The organism is Fischerella sp. PCC 9605, assembly GCF_000517105.1.
Taxonomy (GTDB): Bacteria; Cyanobacteriota; Cyanobacteriia; order Cyanobacteriales; family Nostocaceae; genus PCC9605.
In genome coordinates this window covers 179689-202626 of record NZ_KI912149.1, presented here as the reverse complement: position 1 = coordinate 202626, position 22938 = coordinate 179689, and the positions used below count along the sequence as shown (strand labels likewise).

The 22938-nt window shown below is 41.0% G+C and carries 24 protein-coding genes; 14 read left to right on the top strand and 10 right to left on the bottom strand.

Annotated features, from left to right (window positions below; genetic code table 11):
• Positions 1-693: 693 nt before the first annotated feature.
• Positions 694-1029, bottom strand: coding sequence for a ribbon-helix-helix domain-containing protein (locus tag FIS9605_RS0115820; protein WP_026733464.1), 336 nt, complete (start codon positions 1027-1029; stop codon positions 694-696).
• 83 nt (positions 1030-1112) lie between these two features.
• On the opposite strand from FIS9605_RS0115820, the gene FIS9605_RS0115815 reads away from it, so the two are divergent.
• The 7 genes from FIS9605_RS0115815 (at position 1113) to FIS9605_RS0115785 (ending at position 5964) form a co-directional block, all read left to right on the top strand.
• Positions 1113-1349 carry a hypothetical protein gene (locus FIS9605_RS0115815; RefSeq protein ID WP_331280958.1) on the top strand — a complete coding sequence of 79 codons (237 nt, stop codon included), beginning with the start codon at positions 1113-1115 and terminating at the stop codon, positions 1347-1349.
• An 82-nt stretch (positions 1350-1431) separates the two neighbouring features.
• The gene (locus FIS9605_RS0115810) at positions 1432-1950 is read left to right on the top strand and encodes an HNH endonuclease (RefSeq protein ID WP_026733462.1); all 519 of its coding nucleotides are present in this window, start codon (positions 1432-1434) and stop codon (positions 1948-1950) included.
• A gap of 16 nt (positions 1951-1966) precedes the next feature.
• Positions 1967-2356 (top strand): alr0857 family protein, encoded by a 390-nt coding sequence (locus tag FIS9605_RS0115805; protein WP_026733461.1) that lies wholly within the window; start codon positions 1967-1969, stop codon positions 2354-2356.
• A 419-nt stretch (positions 2357-2775) separates the two neighbouring features.
• On the top strand, positions 2776-3054 hold the full coding sequence (locus FIS9605_RS0115800; protein ID WP_026733460.1) for an HNH endonuclease: 279 nt from the start codon (positions 2776-2778) through the stop codon (positions 3052-3054).
• Between the two features lie 750 nt (positions 3055-3804).
• A complete protein-coding gene (locus tag FIS9605_RS0115795; protein WP_026733459.1) occupies positions 3805-4170 on the top strand; it encodes a hypothetical protein in 366 nt (121 codons plus the stop codon).
• 349 nt (positions 4171-4519) lie between these two features.
• Positions 4520-5059, top strand: a complete 540-nt coding sequence (locus FIS9605_RS0115790) for a Dps family protein (protein WP_026733458.1) — start codon at positions 4520-4522, stop codon at positions 5057-5059.
• 137 nt (positions 5060-5196) lie between these two features.
• Complete coding sequence (locus FIS9605_RS0115785) at positions 5197-5964, top strand: ChaB family protein (protein WP_026733457.1); 768 nt, start codon at positions 5197-5199, stop codon at positions 5962-5964.
• A gap of 354 nt (positions 5965-6318) precedes the next feature.
• On the opposite strand, the gene FIS9605_RS0115780 is transcribed toward FIS9605_RS0115785, so the two are convergent.
• Complete coding sequence (locus tag FIS9605_RS0115780) at positions 6319-7263, bottom strand: ADP-ribosylglycohydrolase family protein (protein ID WP_026733456.1); 945 nt, start codon at positions 7261-7263, stop codon at positions 6319-6321.
• 602 nt (positions 7264-7865) lie between these two features.
• Between FIS9605_RS0115780 and FIS9605_RS0115775 the strand changes: the two genes are divergently transcribed.
• The 3 genes from FIS9605_RS0115775 to sir all read left to right on the top strand — a co-directional run bounded on the left by FIS9605_RS0115775 (position 7866) and on the right by sir (position 12392).
• Complete coding sequence (locus tag FIS9605_RS0115775) at positions 7866-8411, top strand: histidine kinase (RefSeq protein ID WP_026733455.1); 546 nt, start codon at positions 7866-7868, stop codon at positions 8409-8411.
• Between the two features lie 654 nt (positions 8412-9065).
• Positions 9066-10121 (top strand): hypothetical protein, encoded by a 1056-nt coding sequence (locus FIS9605_RS0115770; RefSeq protein WP_026733454.1) that lies wholly within the window; start codon positions 9066-9068, stop codon positions 10119-10121.
• A gap of 357 nt (positions 10122-10478) precedes the next feature.
• Positions 10479-12392, top strand: a complete 1914-nt coding sequence (gene sir / locus FIS9605_RS0115765; RefSeq protein WP_026733453.1) for a sulfite reductase, ferredoxin dependent — start codon at positions 10479-10481, stop codon at positions 12390-12392.
• Positions 12393-12403: 11 nt separating this feature from the next.
• Here sir and FIS9605_RS42710 read toward each other — a convergent pair whose 3' ends face one another.
• The gene (locus tag FIS9605_RS42710) at positions 12404-12610 is read right to left on the bottom strand and encodes a hypothetical protein (protein ID WP_155960442.1); all 207 of its coding nucleotides are present in this window, start codon (positions 12608-12610) and stop codon (positions 12404-12406) included.
• A 233-nt stretch (positions 12611-12843) separates the two neighbouring features.
• Between FIS9605_RS42710 and FIS9605_RS0115760 the strand changes: the two genes are divergently transcribed.
• Together FIS9605_RS0115760 and FIS9605_RS0115755 are read left to right on the top strand one after the other, a co-directional pair.
• Complete coding sequence (locus FIS9605_RS0115760; RefSeq protein WP_026733452.1) at positions 12844-13593, top strand: 16S rRNA (uracil(1498)-N(3))-methyltransferase; 750 nt, start codon at positions 12844-12846, stop codon at positions 13591-13593.
• Positions 13594-13626: 33 nt separating this feature from the next.
• Entirely contained in the window at positions 13627-14703 is a 1077-nt protein-coding gene (locus FIS9605_RS0115755; protein WP_026733451.1) for a tetratricopeptide repeat protein, read from the top strand.
• A 66-nt stretch (positions 14704-14769) separates the two neighbouring features.
• Here FIS9605_RS0115755 and FIS9605_RS0115750 read toward each other — a convergent pair whose 3' ends face one another.
• Entirely contained in the window at positions 14770-15351 is a 582-nt protein-coding gene (locus FIS9605_RS0115750) for a hypothetical protein (protein WP_026733450.1), read from the bottom strand.
• Between the two features lie 351 nt (positions 15352-15702).
• Between FIS9605_RS0115750 and FIS9605_RS37230 the strand changes: the two genes are divergently transcribed.
• Positions 15703-15960: a hypothetical protein gene (locus tag FIS9605_RS37230; RefSeq protein ID WP_051470040.1), complete on the top strand. Its 258-nt coding sequence runs from the start codon at positions 15703-15705 to the stop codon at positions 15958-15960.
• Between the two features lie 82 nt (positions 15961-16042).
• On the opposite strand, the gene FIS9605_RS0115740 is transcribed toward FIS9605_RS37230, so the two are convergent.
• On the bottom strand, positions 16043-16474 hold the full coding sequence (locus FIS9605_RS0115740) for a VOC family protein (protein ID WP_026733449.1): 432 nt from the start codon (positions 16472-16474) through the stop codon (positions 16043-16045).
• Between the two features lie 120 nt (positions 16475-16594).
• Between FIS9605_RS0115740 and FIS9605_RS0115735 the strand changes: the two genes are divergently transcribed.
• Complete coding sequence (locus FIS9605_RS0115735) at positions 16595-17071, top strand: MEKHLA domain-containing protein (RefSeq protein WP_026733448.1); 477 nt, start codon at positions 16595-16597, stop codon at positions 17069-17071.
• 5 nt (positions 17072-17076) lie between these two features.
• Here the strand turns inward: FIS9605_RS0115735 and FIS9605_RS0115730 are convergent, their stop codons facing one another.
• The 5 genes from FIS9605_RS0115730 to FIS9605_RS37225 form a co-directional block, all read right to left on the bottom strand.
• Positions 17077-19269 carry a GumC family protein gene (locus FIS9605_RS0115730; RefSeq protein ID WP_026733447.1) on the bottom strand — a complete coding sequence of 731 codons (2193 nt, stop codon included), beginning with the start codon at positions 19267-19269 and terminating at the stop codon, positions 17077-17079.
• Positions 19270-19387: 118 nt separating this feature from the next.
• Positions 19388-20740: a polysaccharide biosynthesis/export family protein gene (locus FIS9605_RS0115725; protein WP_026733446.1), complete on the bottom strand. Its 1353-nt coding sequence runs from the start codon at positions 20738-20740 to the stop codon at positions 19388-19390.
• A 122-nt stretch (positions 20741-20862) separates the two neighbouring features.
• A complete protein-coding gene (locus tag FIS9605_RS0115720; protein WP_026733445.1) occupies positions 20863-21582 on the bottom strand; it encodes a cyanoexosortase B system-associated protein in 720 nt (239 codons plus the stop codon).
• A gap of 160 nt (positions 21583-21742) precedes the next feature.
• A complete protein-coding gene (locus FIS9605_RS0115715) occupies positions 21743-22027 on the bottom strand; it encodes a hypothetical protein (RefSeq protein WP_026733444.1) in 285 nt (94 codons plus the stop codon).
• A 62-nt stretch (positions 22028-22089) separates the two neighbouring features.
• Complete coding sequence (locus tag FIS9605_RS37225) at positions 22090-22842, bottom strand: hypothetical protein (protein WP_035139894.1); 753 nt, start codon at positions 22840-22842, stop codon at positions 22090-22092.
• Between the last annotated feature and the right edge of the window lie 96 nt (positions 22843-22938).

Genomic DNA, 22938 nt, shown 5'->3' with positions numbered 1-22938 from the left:
TCTCTCACCTGTTATAGCCCTTTTCTATTTCAGATGGCCAAATTCTCGTATATAAAAAACTTGAGTAATAAAACACCTAAAATTAGCTAAGGTGCTCAATTTCTACAATTGCAGTTTTTTGAGATCAGTCTATTCACTAACATCTACTTAGGATATTCTGTTTGCATCTATACATAAACCGTAATTTCTCTAGACTTGTAGCCCAGACTCCATAGATTACATCCGCGTTAACACTGAGGCTAACACGAAAATTTTAATATTTTTTTAACCATTTTTCTGGCTGATTTAACTAGTCTTTATACCTAACTATCGTCAGGAAATATTTTGACTGCACACATTCAGAAAAATTTTTTACGAGTGAGCAAGGGGGCAGCAAAAAAAATTTGTGTCTTCTTTTTGACTCCTTGTTCTTCAGAATTATTTAATCTTTAGGCTGATGTTTAATATCTGTCAAGTGTAGTCATACCCCCTGTGCTCTAAAGTGCTGCTCACCTAAGTGATATTCACGCTATTCAAGTTTATTTGTCTAATTAATATGATTAATATATAAATGATTTTAAGATTTATATGCCTTATTGATAATGTTAAAACTTACACTCATTATTTACCTAATACCTTCTGCTTTCTGTTCATGAATGCAGCCCAGTTCAGCCTTACACAACCTAACTAAGCTGCATTCACTTGACTCCAAATTTATCCAGCTAAACTTTCGACACTCAGAGGAACCATATCGCCAGTTCTCGTCAGTCCTAACAGCATCGGTTGTTGGGGTTGAATTAATTGACCTGTGAGCACGCAGCGTTCTTCTTGCTGGGCTGTAGCAGCTATGCTAGCTCTAATATCAGCTTTTGAAAATCGGGGTTTCCACTCTCCTGATTTTTGCTGGACATAATTCCAAAGGATATCTCGAATGAGAGCTTGATATCCCTGATTGCCAGCTAGTTCTTTGAGTTTGTCTTTTAATTCGCGCTCTAAGCGGATGCTGGTGACTTCCATATCAGTGGTTGGGGTGCGAGTGATGGTATGCATGAGTTTTTCTCCTTAAAACTATAGACAGGATAGTAATACAAGTGTAGTATGTTTAAAGGAATGTTCAATAGGTGAAATTTTCTGTGAAATCCATTTCTCTCATCTCTACTTCCTTGCGTGCTGACAACTGCCGAGCCAGTTGGGAATCAGCCCTTGTGGGAGTGGAGTATTTATTTATGGGACAAAATGGCCGAAAACAGGGCAATTTCACAGAGGGCGATCGTGATTCTATTTATGCCAGGATTGGTGTACTTAATCGAGCACCACAACTAGACGAAAGAAGCGGGAGGTACAGATACCGAGATGCTGTACCGATATAGGAATCAAAGACTTATCAGGTCAATTCCCAACCCCCGCTTAAACAAAGAAAAAAGCGGGGGTTTTTTAATGAGGAGTCAAACCGTGACGATCGGAGCGCAAGTTTTAGAGCAATCTGTGGTGGTGTTTTCTCAAAATTACTTGCCACTGTGTCGAGTCAATATCAAGCGAGCGATCGTGCTTTTAGTCACAAATAAGGCGGAGCCGCTAGATATTACCAGCAGCAGTGGTTGGCAAATTCACTCTCCTAGCTTAGTGATGTATGTACCAAAACATATTCGCTTGAAAATTACTTCTCGCGAACGGATGTGGAAGGTTCCGCCAGTAAATAGACGGGAAGTGTTGCGGCGAGATCGGCACAGTTGCCAATATTGCGGTAACAGCAAACATCTGACACTGGATCATGTGATTCCTCGTTCTCGAGGTGGTCAACACACCTGGAATAACGTAGTTGCTGCTTGTAAGCAGTGTAACTCCAAAAAAGGAGACAGAACCCCCCAAGAGGCTGGTATGCAGCTGCGTACCAAACCGAAAGCGCCAGTCCACCCAACTATTGCTTTTGCCGAAAAATTTTGGATGGACGTGCAAACAAACCTGGAATAACAGGAGAGCATGAGGAATGCTAAAACTAACTTACACCGAAACGAGTTTTCACCTAGAGTGTCTCACTCAATCCCTTGAGGAGTGGGTAGCGCAGCGAGTGATTTTGGCACTGCGAGTCGGTCAAAGTCTGTGCGTTGAACCCAGTACTGCTTCCTTTTTGCTTCCTGCTGATTTGCCAGGACTTGAACAACTCAAAACTCAGGTGCAATGGGATGAAAGGGAAATAATTGCTTTATGTCCTTCTGATGCTGAGTATATCGAAGTCACTCTCCGAGGTTCTTGGCTATCAGAGATTTCTGAGGACGTAGAAGGTGTGTTTGTCACCACAATGAGCGATCGCACTGAGTTGTTACTACACAAACTCTGGCTGGCGGCTGGGAGGTGCGCCTCCGTCATGAGTGAATGAGGAAGTCGCTATAAATAAATGTATTTCTCGTTGAATTTTGTTCTTTGTTGATAGTTGTTGGTTGTTTGAACCAACAACTAACTATTAAAGTTAGCTAAATAATTTGTGGCGGAATTTGCTTGCATAGTTATTTAGCAATGTCACATCTTGGGCGATCGCTTGTAAGTAGAAAGCAGCAGTCATAATAAGAAATATGGGAGAATTTCACTTGTCCAGAAAGAGAGTGCGATCGTGCACCAGACCAGTGCTTAGATTTCACAGGTAAGTAGAAAGGCATAAATAAACTAAAAACAGGGCGGGCTAGAAGCCCACCCCACAATATTATTAAAGCTCTTGTGGGGTGGGCATCCTGCCCGCCCGTATAAAATACAAGATATTTTACGTTTAATTATGTTGACCTACTTATCAAACGACCAAATATGCAATGCGAATTATGTGAAAGAGAGATGGAATATCTAACTGTCCATCACTTGATTCCACGACAAAATACCAAACGTAAGAAAGTAGATTCAGGCCCAACAGTGAACATCTGTTCAGCCTGCCATCGGCAAATCCATGCATTATTTGACAACAAACTGCTTGCAAAAGAACTCAATTCAGTAGACAAACTCAAGAATGAGCCGCAAATGCAGAAGTTTCTATCTTGGGTGAGGAAGCAAGACCCTCGTAAGCGGGTCACAGTCTATCGCCAAAGATAGAACGGATTGACATCAACAAGTCAAGTTAGAACATCGATTCAGTCTTTTTTCCTATATGTCTGCATCGGGAAGTATCTATACGCCATTTTGCAGACATATAAAAACCTTGCCAGCGTTACATTTTCTTCGTTTTGGTCTCCTACGTTTCCACAACTTCCAGCCTTAGACATCTACAGCTTGTTTATCATCTAATATCAAAATTAATAATTCAAAATCCGATAAAGCCTGACCTATACATATATATATAAATCTGGGAATATGCTGATGATAGGATTGCGATCGCTTAGGTAAGGTAGTTAGTATGGGTCAAATATTTTAACATTCCGACTACATCCAGATTGCATGTATCAAACGTTTTAAAGACATTGATGATAAATAATAAAAATTATAATTAATTAGTAGTTACTAATTATTAATTAACGTAACTGAAAAATACCAACATAGAATATATTAATATATCTATTAAGTCAAGAGATAGCTTATCTATCTATAGAATGATTATTTTGCTAGTATATATACTCCAAATTTCAGCCTAGGGGTCGATTCAAGATTGTACTTATTTAAATTAAAAAAATAATAAGCGTACATTGACTTCAAAAATGTCAATGTTAAATCTAATCAAGAAAGTCAATTGGTCAGGGCAGATAAATGATTTTAATGCTCAAGTTCACCAAAGGCATTTGTTAACATTATCACTACTAATTACTTTCCTGATTTTATACGATTTTGTGATTCGTTGGAGGAAGTAAAATGCAAAAATTTGTAGCTTTATTTAGTTCTATTTTGCGTCCAATGCGTTTTCTAGTTATTGCTTTTACATGTGCTCTATTGTTGTTCTCTAATGCTTTTCCTGCTGCTGCGATAGAGAGCTATCAAAGCAAGCCTAAAGAAGCTACCGACCAGCTACTTGAAACTCAACGTCAAACTGACGAAGCAGCTAAATTACCACCTCTTGGATTGAAAGAAACTCAGAAGCGGACTCAAGGTGGCGGACTAAACGAGGTTCAAGGTACTGCTGATATAGAGAAAATGCAGCGTCCAGAAAATTCTCAAGAAGCAACATCAGTGGAAGAAGAAGTTAGCAGTTTCTTGAAAAAAGTCACAGGTAATCAATAAGCAGTATCAAATTGCTTTTACCCCAGTTATTGCTAATTAAAGACTGGGGTTATATTTTTTAGAGAATTTTTAACATATTCGTGCTATTTCTTATCAAAGACATGTTGATAGTATATGTATATCAATGTGTCTTTATCTTTTATGCAGTAAAATCTGCAATCACCACAGCAATTAGTATGAGTCTTTAATATATGTTTTCTGGACTTTTATGTCTGTAGTATTAATATATGTCGATTGTGTAAAATCACATTTTTATTAGTCAATAAATCACAATCATTCTTAAGATTGATGTTGCCCTTGAATTGATTTGGTGAAGTTATAAGAGGAGTTAGCTTAGGGATGACAAACAATGCGTCCATTAAATATTGGTTTGACGGAAGAGCAACGTCAAGGTGTTATTAATCTATTGAATCAAGATTTGGCAGATTCTTATCTACTAGTGGTGAAAACGAAAAAGTTTCACTGGGATGTGGTCGGGCCTCAGTTCCGCAGTCTGCATGAAATTTGGGAAGAGCAATACGAACAACTGAGTGAAAATATTGATTCTATTGCTGAGCGGGTTCGTGCTTTGGGTGGTTATCCCATTGGCACAATGGAGGGATTTTTGAAGGCAGGTACCATCAAGGAGCAAAGTGGTAACGTTCCCACAGCAACCGAAATGGTGGCTCTATTGGTAGATGACCACGAGCAAATCATTCGCAACCTTCGCCAGCATATAGATCGTAGTGCTGAAGAGTTTCACGATCAAGGAACTGCTGACTTCCTAACTGGACTGATGGAAGGACATGAGGAAATGGCTTGGATGCTGCGCTCCTTTATTGAAGGACAAGCATTACAAGCAGACGGTTCTAACCAGGCAGAACAAATTAAAAAACCTGTAGGCGTATAACCAAGGGTAGATAGAATCTAACACTACCAGTCAGAGTTTAGGTTTGCAGGCTGAGGTTTGAGTGAATTTTTGCATTCGCATCTACCTGCTCATTCCTCAGTTTGGTATGGGCAAAAGCAAAATAACAGGAGTATTAAATGGCTGAAGAATATAAAGCTGAACGTACTATTTCAGCTATTTTTAAAGAACAGAATCAAGTTGATGATGTGATTCGACGTTTGTTAGACCGGGGTGTGCCTAGAGACCATATTTCAGTGATGGGGAGAAATTTTCAGTCACAAACTCGAATTGCTGGTTTCATTACTAAAAGGGATGTCATCCTGGGAGGTTTAAGAACAGGGGCTATTTTTGGTTCTTTGTTTGGTTCTTTCCTCAGCTTGCTCACAGGTGTAGGTGTACTATTTATTCCCTTCGTTGGCCCTATCGTAGCAGCAGGTCCCATCAGTGCATTGCTACTAGGGGCTGCAAGTGGAGCGATCGCGGGTAGCGCAGGGGCAGGTTTAGTATCTGTTTTAGCTACTCTAGGTATGCCAGAAGACAAAGCCGCAGTTTATCAAACTCGCCTGCAAGCAGGGGAATTTTTGCTGATGGCAGAAGTTCCCGCTGACCGAGTGGGAGAATTCCAGTTACTGATAGAAAGTGCTGGTGGCGAAGAAACTCACACAATGGAAAAGGCGTTACCTCATCCTTGTTCTGGTCGTTGCAATAGTCCAGAAGATTTGTCTAGTGAGGTGCGCTCTCATCTTTCTCCTGAAGCCCAGAACACATTTATGGAGCGTTACAACGCTGTATTAGATGAGAATAACGATCAAACCCAGGCTGAGCAAGCCGCTTGGGAAGCTGTTTTCCAAAAATTTGATGAAGATGAAAATGGCGTTTGGTCTAAAGCGAAAGTAAGCACTTAGTTATTAGTCAATAGTCAAAGGTCAAGAGTCAATAGTAAAAAACTTTTGACTATGGACTTTTGACTGTTGACTATTCAGCAGTTTCTGCAACTTTTCCTTCTATCTTCAACTCAGCTATTATTTGAACTGATTAAGCTGTCTGTTTGCCGATATTAACAACTTTAAAAGGAACATAAAATTGGATGATTTGACGATCGCTCTTTTATGAGCACAGCACTTATACTGTAATATCTTAGTACAGCTTTGCGTAAAATCGTAGTGTTTTTAAACGCAGAGGGACGCAGAGGCAGCGCAGAGGAACGCAGAGTATTTCTAAGGATAATTCGCTACGAATTAATGAAACGCTGTACTTAGTCAAAGCTTATAAACAGCCGCTTCAAAACGCGCAGCTAAATCGATAATGTCCTGTTTGCGGGCTATTTGCTCAATCCATTCTTGGGGTATATTCTCCACTCCGTAATAAATACCTGCTAAACCACCAGTGACAGCGGCAGTGGTATCTGTATCACCACCCAAATTCACAGCTTTTAGTACTGCTTCGGAGTAAGACGAACTATTCAACAAACACCACAGCGATGCCTCCAGCGTATCAATGACATAACCGCTGGAACGAATCTCTTCTACTGTCAGCTTGGCAATTTCACCACTAAATACCCTGGTAAAATGCGGCATTTGTGAGGTGTAGTCGGATGCAGAGTAGATTTTATGTATGTTTGCTAAGCCTTTAATATAAGCTGTTTGTGGTTCAGCCCCTTCCAAGAGAGATACTGCAATACTGATGTAGATACCGCAAGCTATTTGTGACCTTGCATGAGCGTGGGTAATGCAAGAAACTTGGTGTGTCTGCTCTATTAATTCCGAAAAGTTCAAACTTTTGTGATAATAAACCATCGGTAAGATTCTCATTAGAGAACCGTTGCCGTTACTCATTTCACTAGTTCCGCCTGCTTTCAGGGGTGGAGTTCCCTGTTGCAAATTCGCGATCGCAACAAGAGTGGTATTGCCAATATCAAATACATCTCCGTGGGGAGTCCAATAACCTTCGTTGTACCAGCGCCTGAAGGAATTGGCTATAGCATCCAACGAAAACCCACTACAAAGACATTCTGCTAAGCAAAATGTCAGTGAACTGTCGTCTGACCAAGTTCCCGGCGGTACATTCCACGCACCATAACCAAGCATTGACGTTACTGGTGATTCAATTCTCTCAGCACGGCTAGTGAATTCTACTGGTACGCCCAACGCATCTCCCACACATAAGCCCATTAAACCAGATAAGATTTTTGCAGTAGTTAGCATTACTAAATCTCCATAAGTATTAACCAAATTTAAGAGGATGTTTGTAAAGTCGAGGAAGATATAATTTGTCATTCTGAGTGGAGCGCTAGCGGAACGTAGACGCGCAGCGGCTTCTCGCAGAGTAGAATCTAGGTTTTTGACGACATACTCAGATGCTACCCTTACGGGAAGCCGCTATGCGGCTACACTCCGCTTTGCTACGTTCAGCATGACATCAAAACACGCTTTTAAAACATCCTCTAAGTTTACACATGTGCTTTATAGTCTATAAAAATTTCTGTTTTATCTAAATCTTTTAATTATGTAAAAATGCGGCAGACGTAGATTAATGAGATTTTGTTCCTTATCTACTCATCCTAAATTTTATTTCTGATTATTGTGCCAGAAAATAAAGTGTCTATTTTTTAAGTAAAAGACCGAAATTAGAAATATCTAACTGTATTTATAGCAGCTTATTTCTATGCTTTTACGTAAAAAGCTTTCAATCATATGTCATCACTAAATAATCATTATTTAAATGATTTCATAAATTTTCTGGAACATCTTTGTCAGTTTTTCGACTTAGTATTTAAAAGCAACTCCTACAAAGTTTGGTCACAATTATGCAACGGTTTTTCAAGTCTTTTTTGACAATTTCTGCTTTATCTTCTTTAGTAATTGCTCCTTTTATTGTTTCAGTTGGTGCAGCTTCTGCTCAACCTGTTCAAGCTAAAAAAGGTACAGACGCTAGCTATGTTGGTGCTGGTTTTGCCGCTGGTGTTACCAATGGCGGACAAAGTGGTGATGCTGCCACATTTGGTGGTAATCTCGCAGGTCGCTTAAAACTTGGCAATACACCTGTTTCTGCACGAGGTCAGATCAACTTTAGTGATGAGACGAGTGCCATCATCCCTCATGTTTCCGCTGACGTGGGTATTGCTAAAAACACTAATGCTTATGTGGGTGTTGGTTATCAATTTGTAGAGAGAGATGGCAAACCAACTCCAAGTGGTAACAAAAATGGTGTAGCAGTGGTTGCTGGAGTAGAGTCTGAAGTTGGAAAAAACTTCCTCGTTTATAGCAACACCACTGTAGGAATTAATGCTTACAAAAATAGCCCTGCTTCTGCTATTAGCATCAATGGTGGAGTGGGCTATCGCTTCAAATAAGACTTGTTGGCCGATCAAATAAGCACACAACAAAAAAGCCCACCACTATCGGTGGGCATACCTACGCAGAGATTAGTTTCTATGTGGATTTTTCATTACTGATCGCTGAAAAATAAAATTTATCCAAAATCGCCTGTAAGAACTGGAAGAGTAGCATTGGCGCGTATCATTTTTTCATGCTAATAATTCATTTCAAAAATACCGTTAACTATCACTCGTAGTCATTTCAACGCTCATCTAACAATTAACCCCGGTGCAACCGGGGTTAATTTTTATCCAATTTTTGGGGCGAGATTTCCCTCTTTCCAAATGGTTATCATCTGACTATAGTTACCTAGGAAACGTTCGACTTCACCCTAGTGGTACTTAAGCTTTCTTATCAAAGAATTTATTTATAGTTAATCTATCATTTTGTCTATCGAGACTCCCGCGATCAAACCCAAAAATCGGGAATTAACAACTGAAAAAAATAAAATTTTAATAATTATTAAGTTAACGAATATTTATCTAACATGTAATTCATTGAATCAAGATATTTCGGGTTTATCAAAAATATTTCTATATTAAATCACCCGTTATTTTAATAAAATATAAACTTTTGTTTAGTAGTGCATAAATTGATTTTGCTGACTCCTATTAACTACTAAAAAAAATATGCTTATAATCACTCAGTTAAATAAAACTCCTTCAGTTGAGCGTCTAGTCAAGCTTTGGGCGAAACGCTATATGTCTGAGGTAGCCTCTTTCTACGATCCTCTCTCTCCAGATCAAAATCACAAAATCTTTAGTGAGTTGGTTAAAGTAGCTTCATTAGAGGGGCGAGTCAGAACTACCGCGAAATTGCACCAACCTTTGATTGATGTTAAAAGCCGAATGGCTCTGACACAAGCGGAAATGTTTTACACATATATCCCAAATATATTGGATTTTCAGGAGGCACTACGACTCGCAAAGTACGTTAGTAAGATTTGTATAAAGCTATTAACTGTATATCAACAAGCAACATTCATTTCTCCCTCACAGACTTCGATGTGGGAAATACTTGACATAGAGCAATTAGCCAAAGAATTGGAACCAATTCTGGTGGAATACCAAGAACAACACATAGCCTCTCATAATTGGCGTGCTCTTGGTTTTATTACTACATTGTGGAAATTTAACAATAAATCGCTTCTGCGTAGCTTAGCACCAATTGAGCAAGCATTCTTCAATCCCTATCTCAAGTTTGTAGAGGAACAAGTTTCTATTCCCTGGCAAAGAGTTTGCGCGGTTGCTGCTAGGCATGAGCTAAGTTCTCCTACCTTCACCTTGGTAGAGCAAATGATACCTCTTGCTGATGAAATTGCACAAGCAGCTTACCATCGTTTAACACAATCATTTCCCAATTATTGTAGTTATACAGGTCGATTGACCGAAAAAGATGTGACACATTCGATTCTACGTGACTTGAATATGTTTCAAGCCTACCTTTGGTTGTGTGTACTAGAAGAAGATATTACACCTGTTGAGCAGGAACTGGTTAAGTTATGCGTAATGGTGATGCCTAGTATAGAAGTCAAATGGGAATTGATAATAGAATTTCTTGATCTGTTGATAGATGAAATTAATAGTCGTTTAACAAAAGAGCAATCTTCTATAGTACAACCTTATGTGTCAGGCATGCTTGACGCATTCTTTAAAGCACGTCTGTTATTGGGAGCTACTGATTGATGGAATTTTCATGCTTCGGACGGGTGTAGAGTGCGATCGCACTCTACACACGATAAAACTTAACGTCACTTCGACAGCGATAAAGTGAGCCAACAAGAAAACAGCAGACCGTAATTTAAAAAATTAATCTAGGCTTAGCTTGGTCAAACGTAACAAATAACTGATAATTTATAAGTAACATTGCTGGGTTTGTTAATTGTTACATCACTGACAAACCCAGCTTTTTGTCATGTTAAAATCAAACTATTCTTCTCTATCCCGACCGGATTACCGGGATTCAAACTCAGCCGAATGGGTGCTTCTAAATTCACGCTTCGGCACTTACCGATGCCTTATTGAGAATACTATACAACTGCAATGGTTAAATCTGCTCCTCCCCCCATCGCCAGCCGTAAGCCTTCTAAAGTAGAAGCAATTAAGGAACGTAGTAATTTTTTGCGTGAACCTGTCGCCACGGAAATCCTTCAGGACACAAACCATTTTAGTGAAGATGCGGTACAAATCCTCAAGTTTCACGGCTCTTACCAGCAGGATAACCGGGATAATCGGGTCAAAGGACAAGAGAAAGACTACCAGTTCATGCTGCGGACAAAAAATCCTGGAGGTTTTGTACCACCCCAGCTGTATCTAACTCTAGATCAACTGGCTGATGAATATGGCAATCACACTTTGCGTGCCACTACCCGACAAGGATTTCAGTTGCATGGGATTTTAAAGAAAAATCTCAAGGCAGCAATTGCTGCTATTGTTAAAAGCATGGGTTCGACACTGGGAGCTTGCGGCGACTTAAACCGCAACGTTATGGCTCCTCCGGCTCCTTTCAAAAACAAGTCAGAATATGATTTTGCTTGGGAATATGCTCAGAATATTGCTGACTTGCTAACGCCGCAAACTGGTGCTTATTACGAGATTTGGCTAGACGGAGAAAAAGCCATCAGCGGTGAAGAAAATCCAGAAGTAAAAGCAGCAAGGCAGCGCAATGGTAGTGGAACTGTTTTTCACGAGCAAGAAGAACCAATATATGGCACTCACTACATGCCGCGCAAGTTTAAAGCTTGCGTAACGGTTCCGGGTGATAACTCGATTGATTTGTATACCCAAGACCTCACATTAGTAGTCATTACTAACAAACAGGGAGAATTAGAGGGATTTGATGTCTTTGCTGGTGGTGGTTTAGGACGGACGCATAACAAAGAAGAAACTTTCGCTAGAATGGCAGACTCAATTTGCTATGTAGCGAAGGAAGAGGTTTACGATCTAGTCAAAGCCATCGTTGCTACTCAAAGAGATTATGGCGATCGCACAGACCGCCGTCACGCCAGATTAAAATATTTAATCCACGATTGGGGCGTTGATAAGTTTCGCTCAATGGTTGAGGAATATTTTGGCAAGCCATTAGAACCCTTCAAACCACTGCCAAAGTGGAAATATGAAGATTTCCTTGGTTGGAACGAACAAGGCGATGGTAAGCTGTTCTTCGGTATTTCCATCGACAATGGCCGCATCAAAGATGAAGGTAGCTTCCAAATCAAAACTGCTTTGCGAGAAATTGTTGAGCAGTACAACTTGCCTATCCGCCTTACTCCCCACCAAAACCTTATCCTCTGCGATATCGAACCAGACAGCAAGCAAGCGATAGAAGAGATTCTCAACCGTCACGGTGTTGTTACCGATCCTAGTAACATCGATCAGATTGTACGCTACGCAATGGCTTGTCCGGCATTGCCTACCTGTGGCTTGGCAATCACCGAATCAGAACGAGCTATACCGGGAATATTAGAGCGCATTCGTGCTTTGTTGGATAAAGTTGGTTTACAAAATGAACATTTTGTGGTAAGGATGACCGGATGCCCGAATGGTTGCGCTCGTCCGTACATGGCGGAACTCGGCTTTGTGGGTAGCGCCCCAGAAAGTTACCAGGTATGGTTGGGTGGTTCGCCAGATCAAACCAGATTGGCAGAGCCTTACACTGAAAAACTGCATCATAATGACATAGAAAGCTTTCTTGAGCCAATTTTTGTCTACTTTAAGAAGTCACGCAAAAAAGGCGAAAGTTTTGGAGATTTTTGTGCGCGGGTTGGTTTTGATGCGATTCGCAACTTTGCTGAAAACTACAAACCGAAAAGTGCTAACGGTGGAGGTAAAGCCCGTCACCGGATCAGTGTTCGGGATGATATTTATGCTGTCCTGAAGGAAACTGCTGACAGCCAAGGTAAATCAATGACGGAATTGGTGAACGAGGCGTTAAAGGTTTACCTGAAGGTAGAATAAGCCACTTATCGCTAAGAGGATGTCTGAGAAGTGTAAAATGTCATGCTGAACGAAGCGCCAGCGTAGTGTAGCCGCATAGCGGCTTCCCGTAAGGGTAGCATCTCACAACTTAACGCCAAATCGAGATTCTTCGCTCCACTGCGTTCCGCACCCTGCACCGAAGCCGCAGAAGCGTCTACAGAATGACAAAATATACCCTTCACGTACTTTTCAGACATCCTCTAAGACTTAATTCTTTCTTTAGAAAGACATTGGCACTGAAAAATAGGTGATAAAAATAAGAAATTGCTGCACCATATTACTGGTGCAGCTTTTTGTTAGTTAAATTTAAATTCCCCGAGATAGAGTCAAGATGTGGCTGCTGATTCACAAAGTTAGTGGTTGGAATTTAAATGTACGGGTAATTCTTGAATAGGAATTTACATCTCTTGACTCTGAAACTGAAAGTGGCATGGCTCAATTACAAAGAATAGCGATCGCCCCCTCCCAATTCCAACAAGAACAGATAATGCTGACATCCGAACAACAGCATTATCTTTGTCGCGTGTTGCGATTGCAAGAGGGCGATCGCTTTATTGCAATGGACGGAATGGGTAAATGGTGGTTGGCACAGCTAGCAGGGGCAGAAGCAAAAATTTTACAATCAGTCACCGTAGAAACCGAATTATCCACAGCTATTATTCTGATGTTAGCCTTGCCAAAAGGTAATGCATTTGATGAGGTAGTACGCTGTTGTACGGAGTTGGGAGTAACTTGTATTGTCCCGGTAGTGAGCGATCGCACTTTACTAAACCCCAGTCCCCAAAAACTAGAACGCTGGCGGCGGATAGCTAAGGAAGCCGCTGAACAATCAGAGCGTGCTGTAGTGCCTGTGATTTTAGAACCAATTTCTTTTAGTAATAGTCTGTCATTAGTCAATAGTCATTTATCATTTGTCACAAACCAGAAATATATCTGCGAGGCTCGTGGTGACTATCCTCATTTGCTCAGTTGCTTGCAGGGTAAAGAAAAATTGCCAAATAATCAACGACAAAAAACGATGGCGATCGCTATCGGCCCAGAGGGAGGATGGACAGACAAAGAAATTGAAAGTGCAATTAATGCAGGATTCCAACCCGTTTCGCTGGGAAGACGCATCCTGAGAGCAGTTACAGCCCCAATAGTGGCTTTATCCTTAGTAGCAGCAACTTGTGAAGTATAAAGGATGTATAAAAACGAGATTTAAAATTTATACATGATAGAACAAGTTGCCAGTGCTTTTGAGCGCCAAGACTATCGCACTGCTGCGAAATTACTCAAACAATTGTTAAAAGAAACACCAGAAAATCCTTGGGTGCAATTTTATGTTGGACGACTGCACGAAGCATCGGGAAAGCCGCAAGAAGCAGAAAAAGTTTATCGGCGATTGCTGCGCGATGCAACCAATACCAAGATTGTTACGCAAGCAAGACAAGGGTTACAGCGACTGCTAGAAATTGAGCAAGAAGAACGAAAACGGGCGATCGCCCAAGCAACAGCTGACGCAAATAATGCTGAACTTGGTGTATTAGTCTTAGAACCAGTTAATAATAACCATAAAACTCAATTAGCACAAAAATTTGCCCAAATTATCCAAATAGACTCCTATAGCGCCAGATTACTCTTACCTAGCCGTGGCTGGCGCTTGTACCGCAGTGGTGCAGTCGGAGAACTCAAATTTTATGGTGAACAGTTACAAAATGCAGGTATTCCCTGCTTTTGGGCAAAATTAACTGATATTGAGAAAATTCAAGTTTTTCAAGTTAATTATTTTGCAGAAACAACACAAAAAGCCACTATTATTTGCCGCAATCAAGCAAATCAACTCGGTTCTCTCAGCTTTGACTGGACAGAGGTGAAAGGGCGAGTGCAAGGACTATTACCAATTTTTGAAGAAGTTGTAGACGTTAGTGCTCGCCGTAGACTAGAACGTAAAACCCAAACTCAAGATTACTTTCAATTTTGCGATTTACATCTACCTCAAAGGCGTTGCATTCTGCGATTTTATGACAACGGTTATGAATTTCAGCAAGGAGCAAAAATTGCTCCTCAAGTTAGCCAAAATACAATCAGAATTAATTGGAATAATTTACTTAACTTTTTTGACGAGCAATTATCTTCAATCAAAATTTGGTCAGACTTTGCACTTTTTGCAGAAACAGCCCTAGATCAAACAGAAGTTCTAAATAATATCGAGTCTCACATTCACTTATTTCGCAGAGAAAAAACTAATTGGGACTCGGCTTTTCATTTGTATAGTGGACTGATTTTTCTCAATTCTATTTCTGAATGAGCAGATAAAAAATAATAGGTGAATTTCATAATCCACCTATTATTTAACTAATTTTCAAACTTACATTTATTTAGCATTAGGGGTTTTCACCTGACGTGCCATCTCTAGGAAGGAATTCATATTCGCTCCTGGACGCCGACGACCATTTGTATTGGTGGGTGCTAAATATTTGGGTGCAAATGTGGTTTCTGTTGGTAGTGTCTTAACTGCGGGTGCTTGCTCTTTAGGTTGCACTGTCACACCCTCGGAAGTTTGTACCATCTCCACCTTGGCAGGCTCAGGAGTAGCCTTTTCAGGAGCTTTCGCTCCGTTAGATGTTTCTGGAGCTGTTGCTACTGGTCGTGCTGATTTTTTACGACCGTTAGGTGCAGCAGCAGCTTTGGAAACTGCTGCTTTATCAGCATCGCGCTTAGTTGTGTCGGCGACTTTTTCAGCAGCATCTTTAGCAGTGTCAGTGACCTTTTCAGCAGCGTCTTTAGCAGCAGTAGCGACTTTTTGAGCAGTAGCCTTAGCAGCAGCAACTGGCTGTGCAGTCTCAGCCTCTTCCTTCAGTTCTAAATAGTAACCGCCGTTTTTTTTCTTGCCAGGGAGAAGCCCAGTAATGAATTTCATAATCCCGTTGATTAAGTTTTTGATAAAACCGAACATTACAATTACTCCTGTCTTTTATACCTGAAAATTGACTACATTCATTAAAAATTAGGGAAATTTATTACATTTCTTCGAGTTATTGTTAAGTTACTTCTTTTTTGCACTAAACAATTTATCTGACAGTATTCATGATTTTGCAAATAACAAATGTTATTTCCACAGCCAGGAGCAAACGCTATAAACTTTTTATCTCAAGTACTTGGAATTGTTGATACTTATACTCAATTATTAAATTTTTCTGGATCTGAGAGCAACATTCTGAAAGCGAGTGTAACAAAACTTAACTTTAGCAAAGAGGACGCAGAGAGAAGCCAATGTCCTCTTGCTATCCAGCAACTGGGGTAATCAATGCGCGTAAAGAGGTTTGTCACCATCTGTGCATCGCATTATGGCACTTGGGTTGCCTACTTTCACCAAGGTCTTGGCTGTGTGCAAATGCGCCCCGATAGTGCTTTTCTACAAGATTTGAATCGGAATACTGCTATGTTGAAGCAGCTAAGTTTTGCTTCTATTTTAACTCCCTATGATATGATGAGCATCCTAGCAAAAAGTTCACAACTACCTGTGGGTAGAGAAGTGGGTGTATCGGTGTTGACTCATGACTGAATGCTGACTGATGTCAGAAGTTTGGCGGCGATCGCCGAGGCGTTGGCACAAGCAGTTAACTAAATTGATCTAGACCCTGATGTTAGTGAGGCTCACCAATTTGCGTATACTCCTCACTTCCAAAAATCGCTTCTGGATAACGGTAATACTTAAATTCCATTAAGTTATAAAACGGGTCTTCTAAAAAGAAGGTGTAATGTTCTAAGGGAGTACCGATAAAACGCTGCTTGGGTTCTTCTCTAAACAGTAGTTGTCGCTGTTCGGCTCTTGTAAGCAAATACTGCCAGTCGCATTCTGTGGTTAAAATTAATCCAAAATGTCTGGGATAAATACTGCGCTGGGGTGTCAGGGGTTCTTTGGTGACGTGAGCAACCAGTTGATGACCATAAAGATTAAGAACGAGAGCATGACGGTTTTCTCGACCAGGAATGCAGCCTAAACCATCAACATAGTATGCTCTTGCTTGAGCGATATCAGTAACAGGAAAGGCAAGGTGAAATATAGTTGAATTCATATTAGGGGTTTGAGGTTAAAAGCTAGGGAATAGGGTTGAATATTACATAAGTTAGCTCTGTGTAAGCATAGCCCTATCTATAATTGTGGAATTATTACGCAATAATATAATTTTATGTCTATGACCCGTGACGTCCAATTTCCTTGGCAGCAAGAAGTTATAATTCACCACAGCCTACGTCTACTATATAGTTTTAATTATTGGACAGGAGATTTTCTACTGGATGTTAGTGGTTCACCAGAAGAAATCGCACAGGCGCTTTTTGATGCACCTTTTGTCTTAGTCTCTCACGGTACTGAAGTTGACCCAATTTTTAACTACGCTAACCGGAAAGCATTGGAACTATGGGAAGTTTCATGGGAGGATTTTACTCAGTTGCCTTCGCGGAAAACAGCTGAAGAAGTTGTACAAGAGGAGCGTAATAGACTATTAGTTGAAACGGCAAACAAAGGCTTTAGTAATTTTTCCGGCGTTCGTCTTACCAGTACTGGTCAACGCTTTTATATTGAAAACGGTATAATCTGGAATTTATTAGATGAAAAGCATCAATACTGTGGTCAAGCCGCTGTTTACTCCAAGTACAAATTCATTACATAACGACTTTAATTTTGCCTAGTTCCAGCTGATACTTCAGCTTGTGATTCGTCTTCTATTTGCGATTCTCCCCCAGTGGAAGAAACTGGTTCTACAGGCTGAGGCAAAGGAACTATGATATCTGCACCATTAATAATACCTCCCACCAGTCCTAGTTCTGATTCTACCAATCCATCTATCGCTTCGCCTAACATGTTTTCTTGTGTATAGTGCGGTCGTGTCACTAAAACTATGCCATCGCTATAGGGTTGTATTAATAAGGCGTCATTAGATGCACTCAGAGGATTAGTATCTATAATCACTGAGTCATAACGTTCGCGGGCATCCTCAATTAGGTGTCGCAATTCACTAGATTCAAGGATGGCAGCGGGTTGACGTACAGGCCCGGGACTGGGAACAATATATAAATTTTCAACATCCGGAACTAAGCGGATACATTCGCTCAAGCTGCCGTAGTAACGCAGGGGTTCAAGGTTAGCTTCTGGTTCAATAGTCACTTTTAAAGATGGACTACAAGAGGGCGATCGCAAATCTGTTTCAATAATCAAGGTACGTTTGCCAGCACGGGCAAAAGCTATACCCAGATTATAAGCACTTACTGTTTTCCCCTCATCACTGCTAACACTAGCAATCAATATTACCTTCAAATCTTTGCCGCCCAAGCGACGCAGATTACTACGGAACTTTTCATAATACTCCAAATAGGGAGAATCAGCAGAAAGCATCACTGGCAATTCGTCTGGCGACAAATTTTCCACAGGCATTAAAGGCAGTTCTCCCAGCAAGTTAACATCCCGTTGTTTGAGGCTGTTGCGGATATCTTCTTTGGTTTTGAAAGTACCTTCTAGCGATCCCAATAAAAATATCACTCCACCACCAACTATTAACCCCAGAAAGCCACCAACACCAAGAGTTGTTGGCACACTTTTAGGAGGTTTGACATCAGCAACGACTATTGGCGGTCTGGCAATACTAAGGCTACTAACGGTTTCTGCTTCTGCGGTTTGAGCATCGGTTAGCTTTGCCTGCATTTTGTCGTAGATGGCTTTTTTGAGTCCTACTTCTTGTTCTAAACGCGATCGCTCTAGTTGCTTGTTGGGTATCAAAGCATACTCTTGTCGCAATTGCATTTCTTCTCGTGCCAGCGAAACGAGTTGTTGTTGTAACGTCTCCTGCTGAGTTTGCAAAGCTACGAGTTGGTTTGCCAGTTGTTGTCTGGCTGGGTCTAGGTTACTTTGGGAACGAATACCCGTAACTGTACCAGGAAGAGGAGCTGCTGTACCCCCACCACCTACTACCTCAAACGCACGTTGTTGTAACAATTGTTCGTAAGCAGATTTCTGACGCTGTAATTGCACCATCATCGGGTATTCTGGTCGCGCCCCTTGTTTGGTGAGAACCTCCATTTGGCTTTCAACTTGATAAATTTGCGATCGCAAGTTAGCAATAATTGGATCGGCACTCAAAGCTGAAGAAACATAGGCTTGGTTGACATTTAACCCTAACTTTGCTTGTAAGCTGCGAATTTGGGCATCTATTCCAGAAAGGGTGAGTTGAATTTGCCGTTGCTGATTTTGACTGCTGGTAATTGCAGTCAGCAAACTGCCATTTTCAGCGGCTAGTAACGCTGGGCCTTCTGTGCGATCGTATTTTTCGAGTCTCTTTTCAGCCAGTTGCAACTCTCGTTTCGTTTGTGGTAGACGTTCGTCAATTTTTTTTATAATTGCTTTTAATCGCCTAGTATTAATCTCGGCACTCAACTTAACCATTGCTTCCATCAATGCTTGCACTGTTTCTTGAGCGCGCTTTTCATTAGAATCTTTATATTTAAGTTCAATTAGTGAAGATCCTCCTGATTCTTCTCCTGGCTTGGGTGCTTCAGGCACACTAATGGCAACATTTTGACCAATTTGTTTTGGTTTGACATTTACTTGTGCTGCCACGGTTTCCACGATCTGGTCTGACAACAAAACCTCTTGGGAAAGTACTTGTCCTTGTTGCTGAATTTCAGTGCCAGTTACAGAGAAAAAAACGGGTGGACTTGTGTAAGTTAGTGCAGCATTTGCTACATAGCTAGCAGGTGGTTCTGGTTGAATAGCCATTACCGTTGAACCTGCTACAACTAAAGTGAAACTGGCTAATCCAATCCACTTATACTTTTCAAAAGCAATTAAATAGCGCTTAACAATCGGCGGGGTCATGACTATTGATACTTAGAGACTCGTGGTCACGGGTAAATTCATAATTGTTGGTTGTTATTTGTTGGCTGTTGGTTGGTAGTTCAAACAACCAAGAACAAAGGCGAACAGATATAGAAAACTACTTCCCACTACTGCCACCGAAACTGCTAAAAAAGTTCAAAAAGCTCTGAACATTAAAGAAGGGTTGAGTAATAGTAGATAGTAAATTAGTAATTCTACCGACTAGGTTCCGACCAATCACAATAACATCATTATCTTGAAGTGGCACGTTTTGAGTTGCATCTCCAGTCAAGGCTTTTTTCCCGTCCAATCTCTGGGTAATCGCCTTACCTCGTTCTGGGTCGAAGCGAATCAGGGCAATTTCCCGCACATTAGTAAAGTTAGGATTTACCCCTGTCAAAGCATCAACAAAATTACTACCATTAGGCAATGTTTGCGTGGCCAGCCCTCCAGCAGCATAGTTTAACACCCGGACTCGAATCTGCGGTTGAGCCAAGGACGAACGAGCAACGAGATTGCGGTCATAATTATCATCATTAGCAAGTTCGCGACGCGGCACAATAATTGCATCTCCGTCTTGTAAACGGATGTTAGGCGCTGTATCGCCATTGAGCAAAGGGGTATACAAGTCAATATTTTGTGCAACTACAGAACCATCAACTAGCTTGCGCCGTAATTGCACTTGTCGCAAGTCTGCCATCATTGTAGAACCGCCTGCTAGCAGCAAGATATCGGTAATACGGGGCGTTTGCGAACCCATCGGATAAATTCCTGGTCGCGGGACTTCACCGCTAATGGTGACTTGCACTGGTCGCGGCGATACCAGTGATACAGCTACAATTGGCTCAACCATAATGCGATTGAGCGACAAGCGGATTTTTTCTTGAGCTTCTTCCAGAGTCAAGCCTTTTAGAGATACTATTCCAACTTGCGGTAATGCAATGTTACCTTCAGGGCCAATTGGAATGGAAAAATTCAGATCCGGACGCTGCGAGAACAGCGATAAAGTTACACTCGGATCGACTACATAACGATTCAGCAGCGAACTGATTTTGGTTTGTGCTTCTTCCAGAGTCAGATTTTGTAGCGATAACGTTCCCAGTAGAGGAACAATTATATTTCCTTCTGGGTTAATTGTGGCTTGAAAGTTTAAATCTGGAAAACGCTGCACTATCACGCTGATTGCATCTCCTGACCCCAAGCGATAGGAACCAGGCGGACGTTGAACTTGGATAGTAATTAAGTCTCCTGGCCCTAAAATGTAGCGGTCTAGTTGAGGCAATATTTTATTGTTGTTAACACCCAAAGGATTAACCTCTGCACTCTCTAGGAGATTTGGAGATTGCACAGGTGCTTTTTGTACTGGCGATCGCAAAGTTGGAAAAGTCTGAGCAACAACAGGTTGAGCAGCTGTTGCCAAAAAAACACCGACCTGAAGACTTAAACAAGACAGTGCGCTGAATGCACGCATATAAAAATAAGGTTATAAATTATTCAAGCTGTAAAGCCTTTTGGCGGCTGTAAAACATTGAGGCACTATTCTAACGTAGAATCAACTAAAATGTATGTATAAAAATATTCATTATTTCTAATTTATAAAATACTTGCCGTCAATACAGCTTGCACTGTTTCACCAAGAGACCCGATCTCAGGCCAAATTGTTTCGATTTGTCCTAAAGGTTCCATCGGTACAAGGATGCTAACGGCAACCCAAGCAACACGCTGATTGTGCCATTGGGCGATTTGGTCTACCAATAACCACTGCAAAGGTGATGGATTTCCACCATTTCGCCAAGCGTACCATTGCAAAACAGCAAACGTTTGCTCTCTGGTTGCAGCCCGAAAGAACATAGCTTTTACAGTAGTTTCCGCTGTTAATTCTTTTACTTGCGATCGCTTGACAGTAAATTCAACCGAGCGATTTTGAGCAATATCCCACCGTCCCCAACGTGCCCTTCCCCAGCCGTTAATCTCCGTCCATTCAACTTGAGGCTGCGTTCTTGGCCCGCTCTGCGGTAACAACAGCAACACAGCTTCTGTCTGAGAATCCTGTTTTTTAAGTAACTGCAATGACCATTTATGTTCGCCAATTTGTTGTTCTGCTTGTTCAGTAGTTTGCCAACCAGGAAGAGTTATTCCTGTCTGGCGTATCTGTTTTAACTCTTTGAGATTAGCGATCGCTTGTGGTTTCTGCCATTGCCAGTGTCCTTTTAGATATCCAGGAACTGCTCCTATTGCCAACAATAACAGTAGCAAAAGCAGTACTATTGCCTGAGAGAAGTAGCGTTCCTTGAATAATTTGGAATAATTCATCGGTGAAACACGCAGAAGATAGCAGAAAGTTTACACCTAATGCTGCCGCGATGACTTCAGTAATATTATTGAGAGTTTTCTTTACTTAAGGATTGGAGTGCGAGCGATTTTCTAAGATAATCGCATCTATAAAACTAGCGACCAACTTTATTCTTAATTCTTATTCAAGGATTTCTTCTTCCAACTGAGAACTGTTATCTTCAATAGGGCCTAGCCAAACCGAGATGTAGTTTAGAGTAGGCGATCGAGTACTATGATCTGTATTGGTTTCTTCTAAGAAAAATCTTTGACTCGGAAGTATATCTTCAAGAAGGTGCTTCAATACATTAGCTGCTATCTTCTCGCGACCATAATCAAACCGAATTTCAAAGTTGCTTGGAAGAGTGCCACCAGCATTTTTTAGATCTGAGAGACTTTCTGGGCGCAAGCCTACTTTAGCCTTCAAACCACTACTATCTAGTTCACGCTTAATAGTAGAGGCTATATTTTCTAATCCTCCAGGTTCATTTAAAAAAAAATTTCTATAGTGTAGCCGTCAAGCAATGCAAGTTCATCCTTTTTATAGGATGGCTTCAATATTTTTACTGTAGAGGAAGGAACTTGGGGAGTAGGAGGTATAAATGTGAACGAGGGAGTGGGTAAAGGAGGTGGTGAGTATTGGTAAGAAGGCTGAGATACTGTTGGTGAAGAATAAGGGCTTTTAGCAGGAAGAGATATCGATTTGGACGAAGAAGTAGGTAAAGGAGATGGCGATAAAGGGTAAGGAGAAGAAGGTGTAGGCAGAAATGATGTGGGGCTGGGTAAAGGTGGAGGTGAAAACGACTGGCGAGGATTTGGCTTTAACTCGTACTCTATAGTCTCGCCTGAGTTAATACTAGGATTAATAGTGTATGTGTCAGTTTTGAACCCTTTCTTCCTGAGAGTAACTCGTACGTCAACTCCGTTCGGAATCTTAATGCTGGTGTATCCATCAGTTCCAGTTTTGCTTTTATGAGGCGATCCATTTGAAACTAAAAACTCGACTTCTACATCAGCCATCGACTCTCGATTTTCTCCTGCCCATACATGAATTCTGATATCTTTCCTATCTGGTGAGGGACTGATAGAGGTAGCAACTGAAGGAACAGAAGAGACTCCAGCTGATTTAGACTCAGAAGTTTTAGAGTCGGTGAATAATTTGACACCGACACCACTTAGAGTGAGTAGCAAAAGACCCAAAGCACCAATCAATAGTTTTTGCCATAAAGGTATATTAGGCATAAGTAGTATTACAGAGTATACCGATCTAATAGCTTAATACATAATGCATTAAGGCACCTAAGTAATCGTGACACAATATTAGAAAGTTAAATTCCC

Coding starts and splice junctions, on each gene's coding strand:
- FIS9605_RS0115820 (WP_026733464.1), bottom strand. CDS start 1,029: ATGCATACCATCACTCGCACCCCAACCACTGATATGGAAGTCACCAGC.
- FIS9605_RS0115805 (WP_026733461.1), top strand. CDS start 1,967: ATGCTAAAACTAACTTACACCGAAACGAGTTTTCACCTAGAGTGTCTC.
- FIS9605_RS0115800 (WP_026733460.1), top strand. CDS start 2,776: ATGCAATGCGAATTATGTGAAAGAGAGATGGAATATCTAACTGTCCAT.
- FIS9605_RS0115795 (WP_026733459.1), top strand. CDS start 3,805: ATGCAAAAATTTGTAGCTTTATTTAGTTCTATTTTGCGTCCAATGCGT.
- FIS9605_RS0115790 (WP_026733458.1), top strand. CDS start 4,520: ATGCGTCCATTAAATATTGGTTTGACGGAAGAGCAACGTCAAGGTGTT.
- FIS9605_RS0115785 (WP_026733457.1), top strand. CDS start 5,197: ATGGCTGAAGAATATAAAGCTGAACGTACTATTTCAGCTATTTTTAAA.
- FIS9605_RS0115780 (WP_026733456.1), bottom strand. CDS start 7,263: ATGCTAACTACTGCAAAAATCTTATCTGGTTTAATGGGCTTATGTGTG.
- FIS9605_RS0115775 (WP_026733455.1), top strand. CDS start 7,866: ATGCAACGGTTTTTCAAGTCTTTTTTGACAATTTCTGCTTTATCTTCT.
- FIS9605_RS0115770 (WP_026733454.1), top strand. CDS start 9,066: ATGCTTATAATCACTCAGTTAAATAAAACTCCTTCAGTTGAGCGTCTA.
- sir (WP_026733453.1), top strand. CDS start 10,479: ATGGTTAAATCTGCTCCTCCCCCCATCGCCAGCCGTAAGCCTTCTAAA.
- FIS9605_RS42710 (WP_155960442.1), bottom strand. CDS start 12,610: ATGTCTGAAAAGTACGTGAAGGGTATATTTTGTCATTCTGTAGACGCT.
- FIS9605_RS0115760 (WP_026733452.1), top strand. CDS start 12,844: ATGGCTCAATTACAAAGAATAGCGATCGCCCCCTCCCAATTCCAACAA.
- FIS9605_RS0115755 (WP_026733451.1), top strand. CDS start 13,627: ATGATAGAACAAGTTGCCAGTGCTTTTGAGCGCCAAGACTATCGCACT.
- FIS9605_RS0115750 (WP_026733450.1), bottom strand. CDS start 15,351: ATGTTCGGTTTTATCAAAAACTTAATCAACGGGATTATGAAATTCATT.
- FIS9605_RS37230 (WP_051470040.1), top strand. CDS start 15,703: ATGCGCGTAAAGAGGTTTGTCACCATCTGTGCATCGCATTATGGCACT.
- FIS9605_RS0115740 (WP_026733449.1), bottom strand. CDS start 16,474: ATGAATTCAACTATATTTCACCTTGCCTTTCCTGTTACTGATATCGCT.
- FIS9605_RS0115735 (WP_026733448.1), top strand. CDS start 16,595: ATGACCCGTGACGTCCAATTTCCTTGGCAGCAAGAAGTTATAATTCAC.
- FIS9605_RS0115730 (WP_026733447.1), bottom strand. CDS start 19,269: ATGACCCCGCCGATTGTTAAGCGCTATTTAATTGCTTTTGAAAAGTAT.
- FIS9605_RS0115725 (WP_026733446.1), bottom strand. CDS start 20,740: ATGCGTGCATTCAGCGCACTGTCTTGTTTAAGTCTTCAGGTCGGTGTT.
- FIS9605_RS0115720 (WP_026733445.1), bottom strand. CDS start 21,582: ATGAATTATTCCAAATTATTCAAGGAACGCTACTTCTCTCAGGCAATA.
- FIS9605_RS37225 (WP_035139894.1), bottom strand. CDS start 22,842: ATGCCTAATATACCTTTATGGCAAAAACTATTGATTGGTGCTTTGGGT.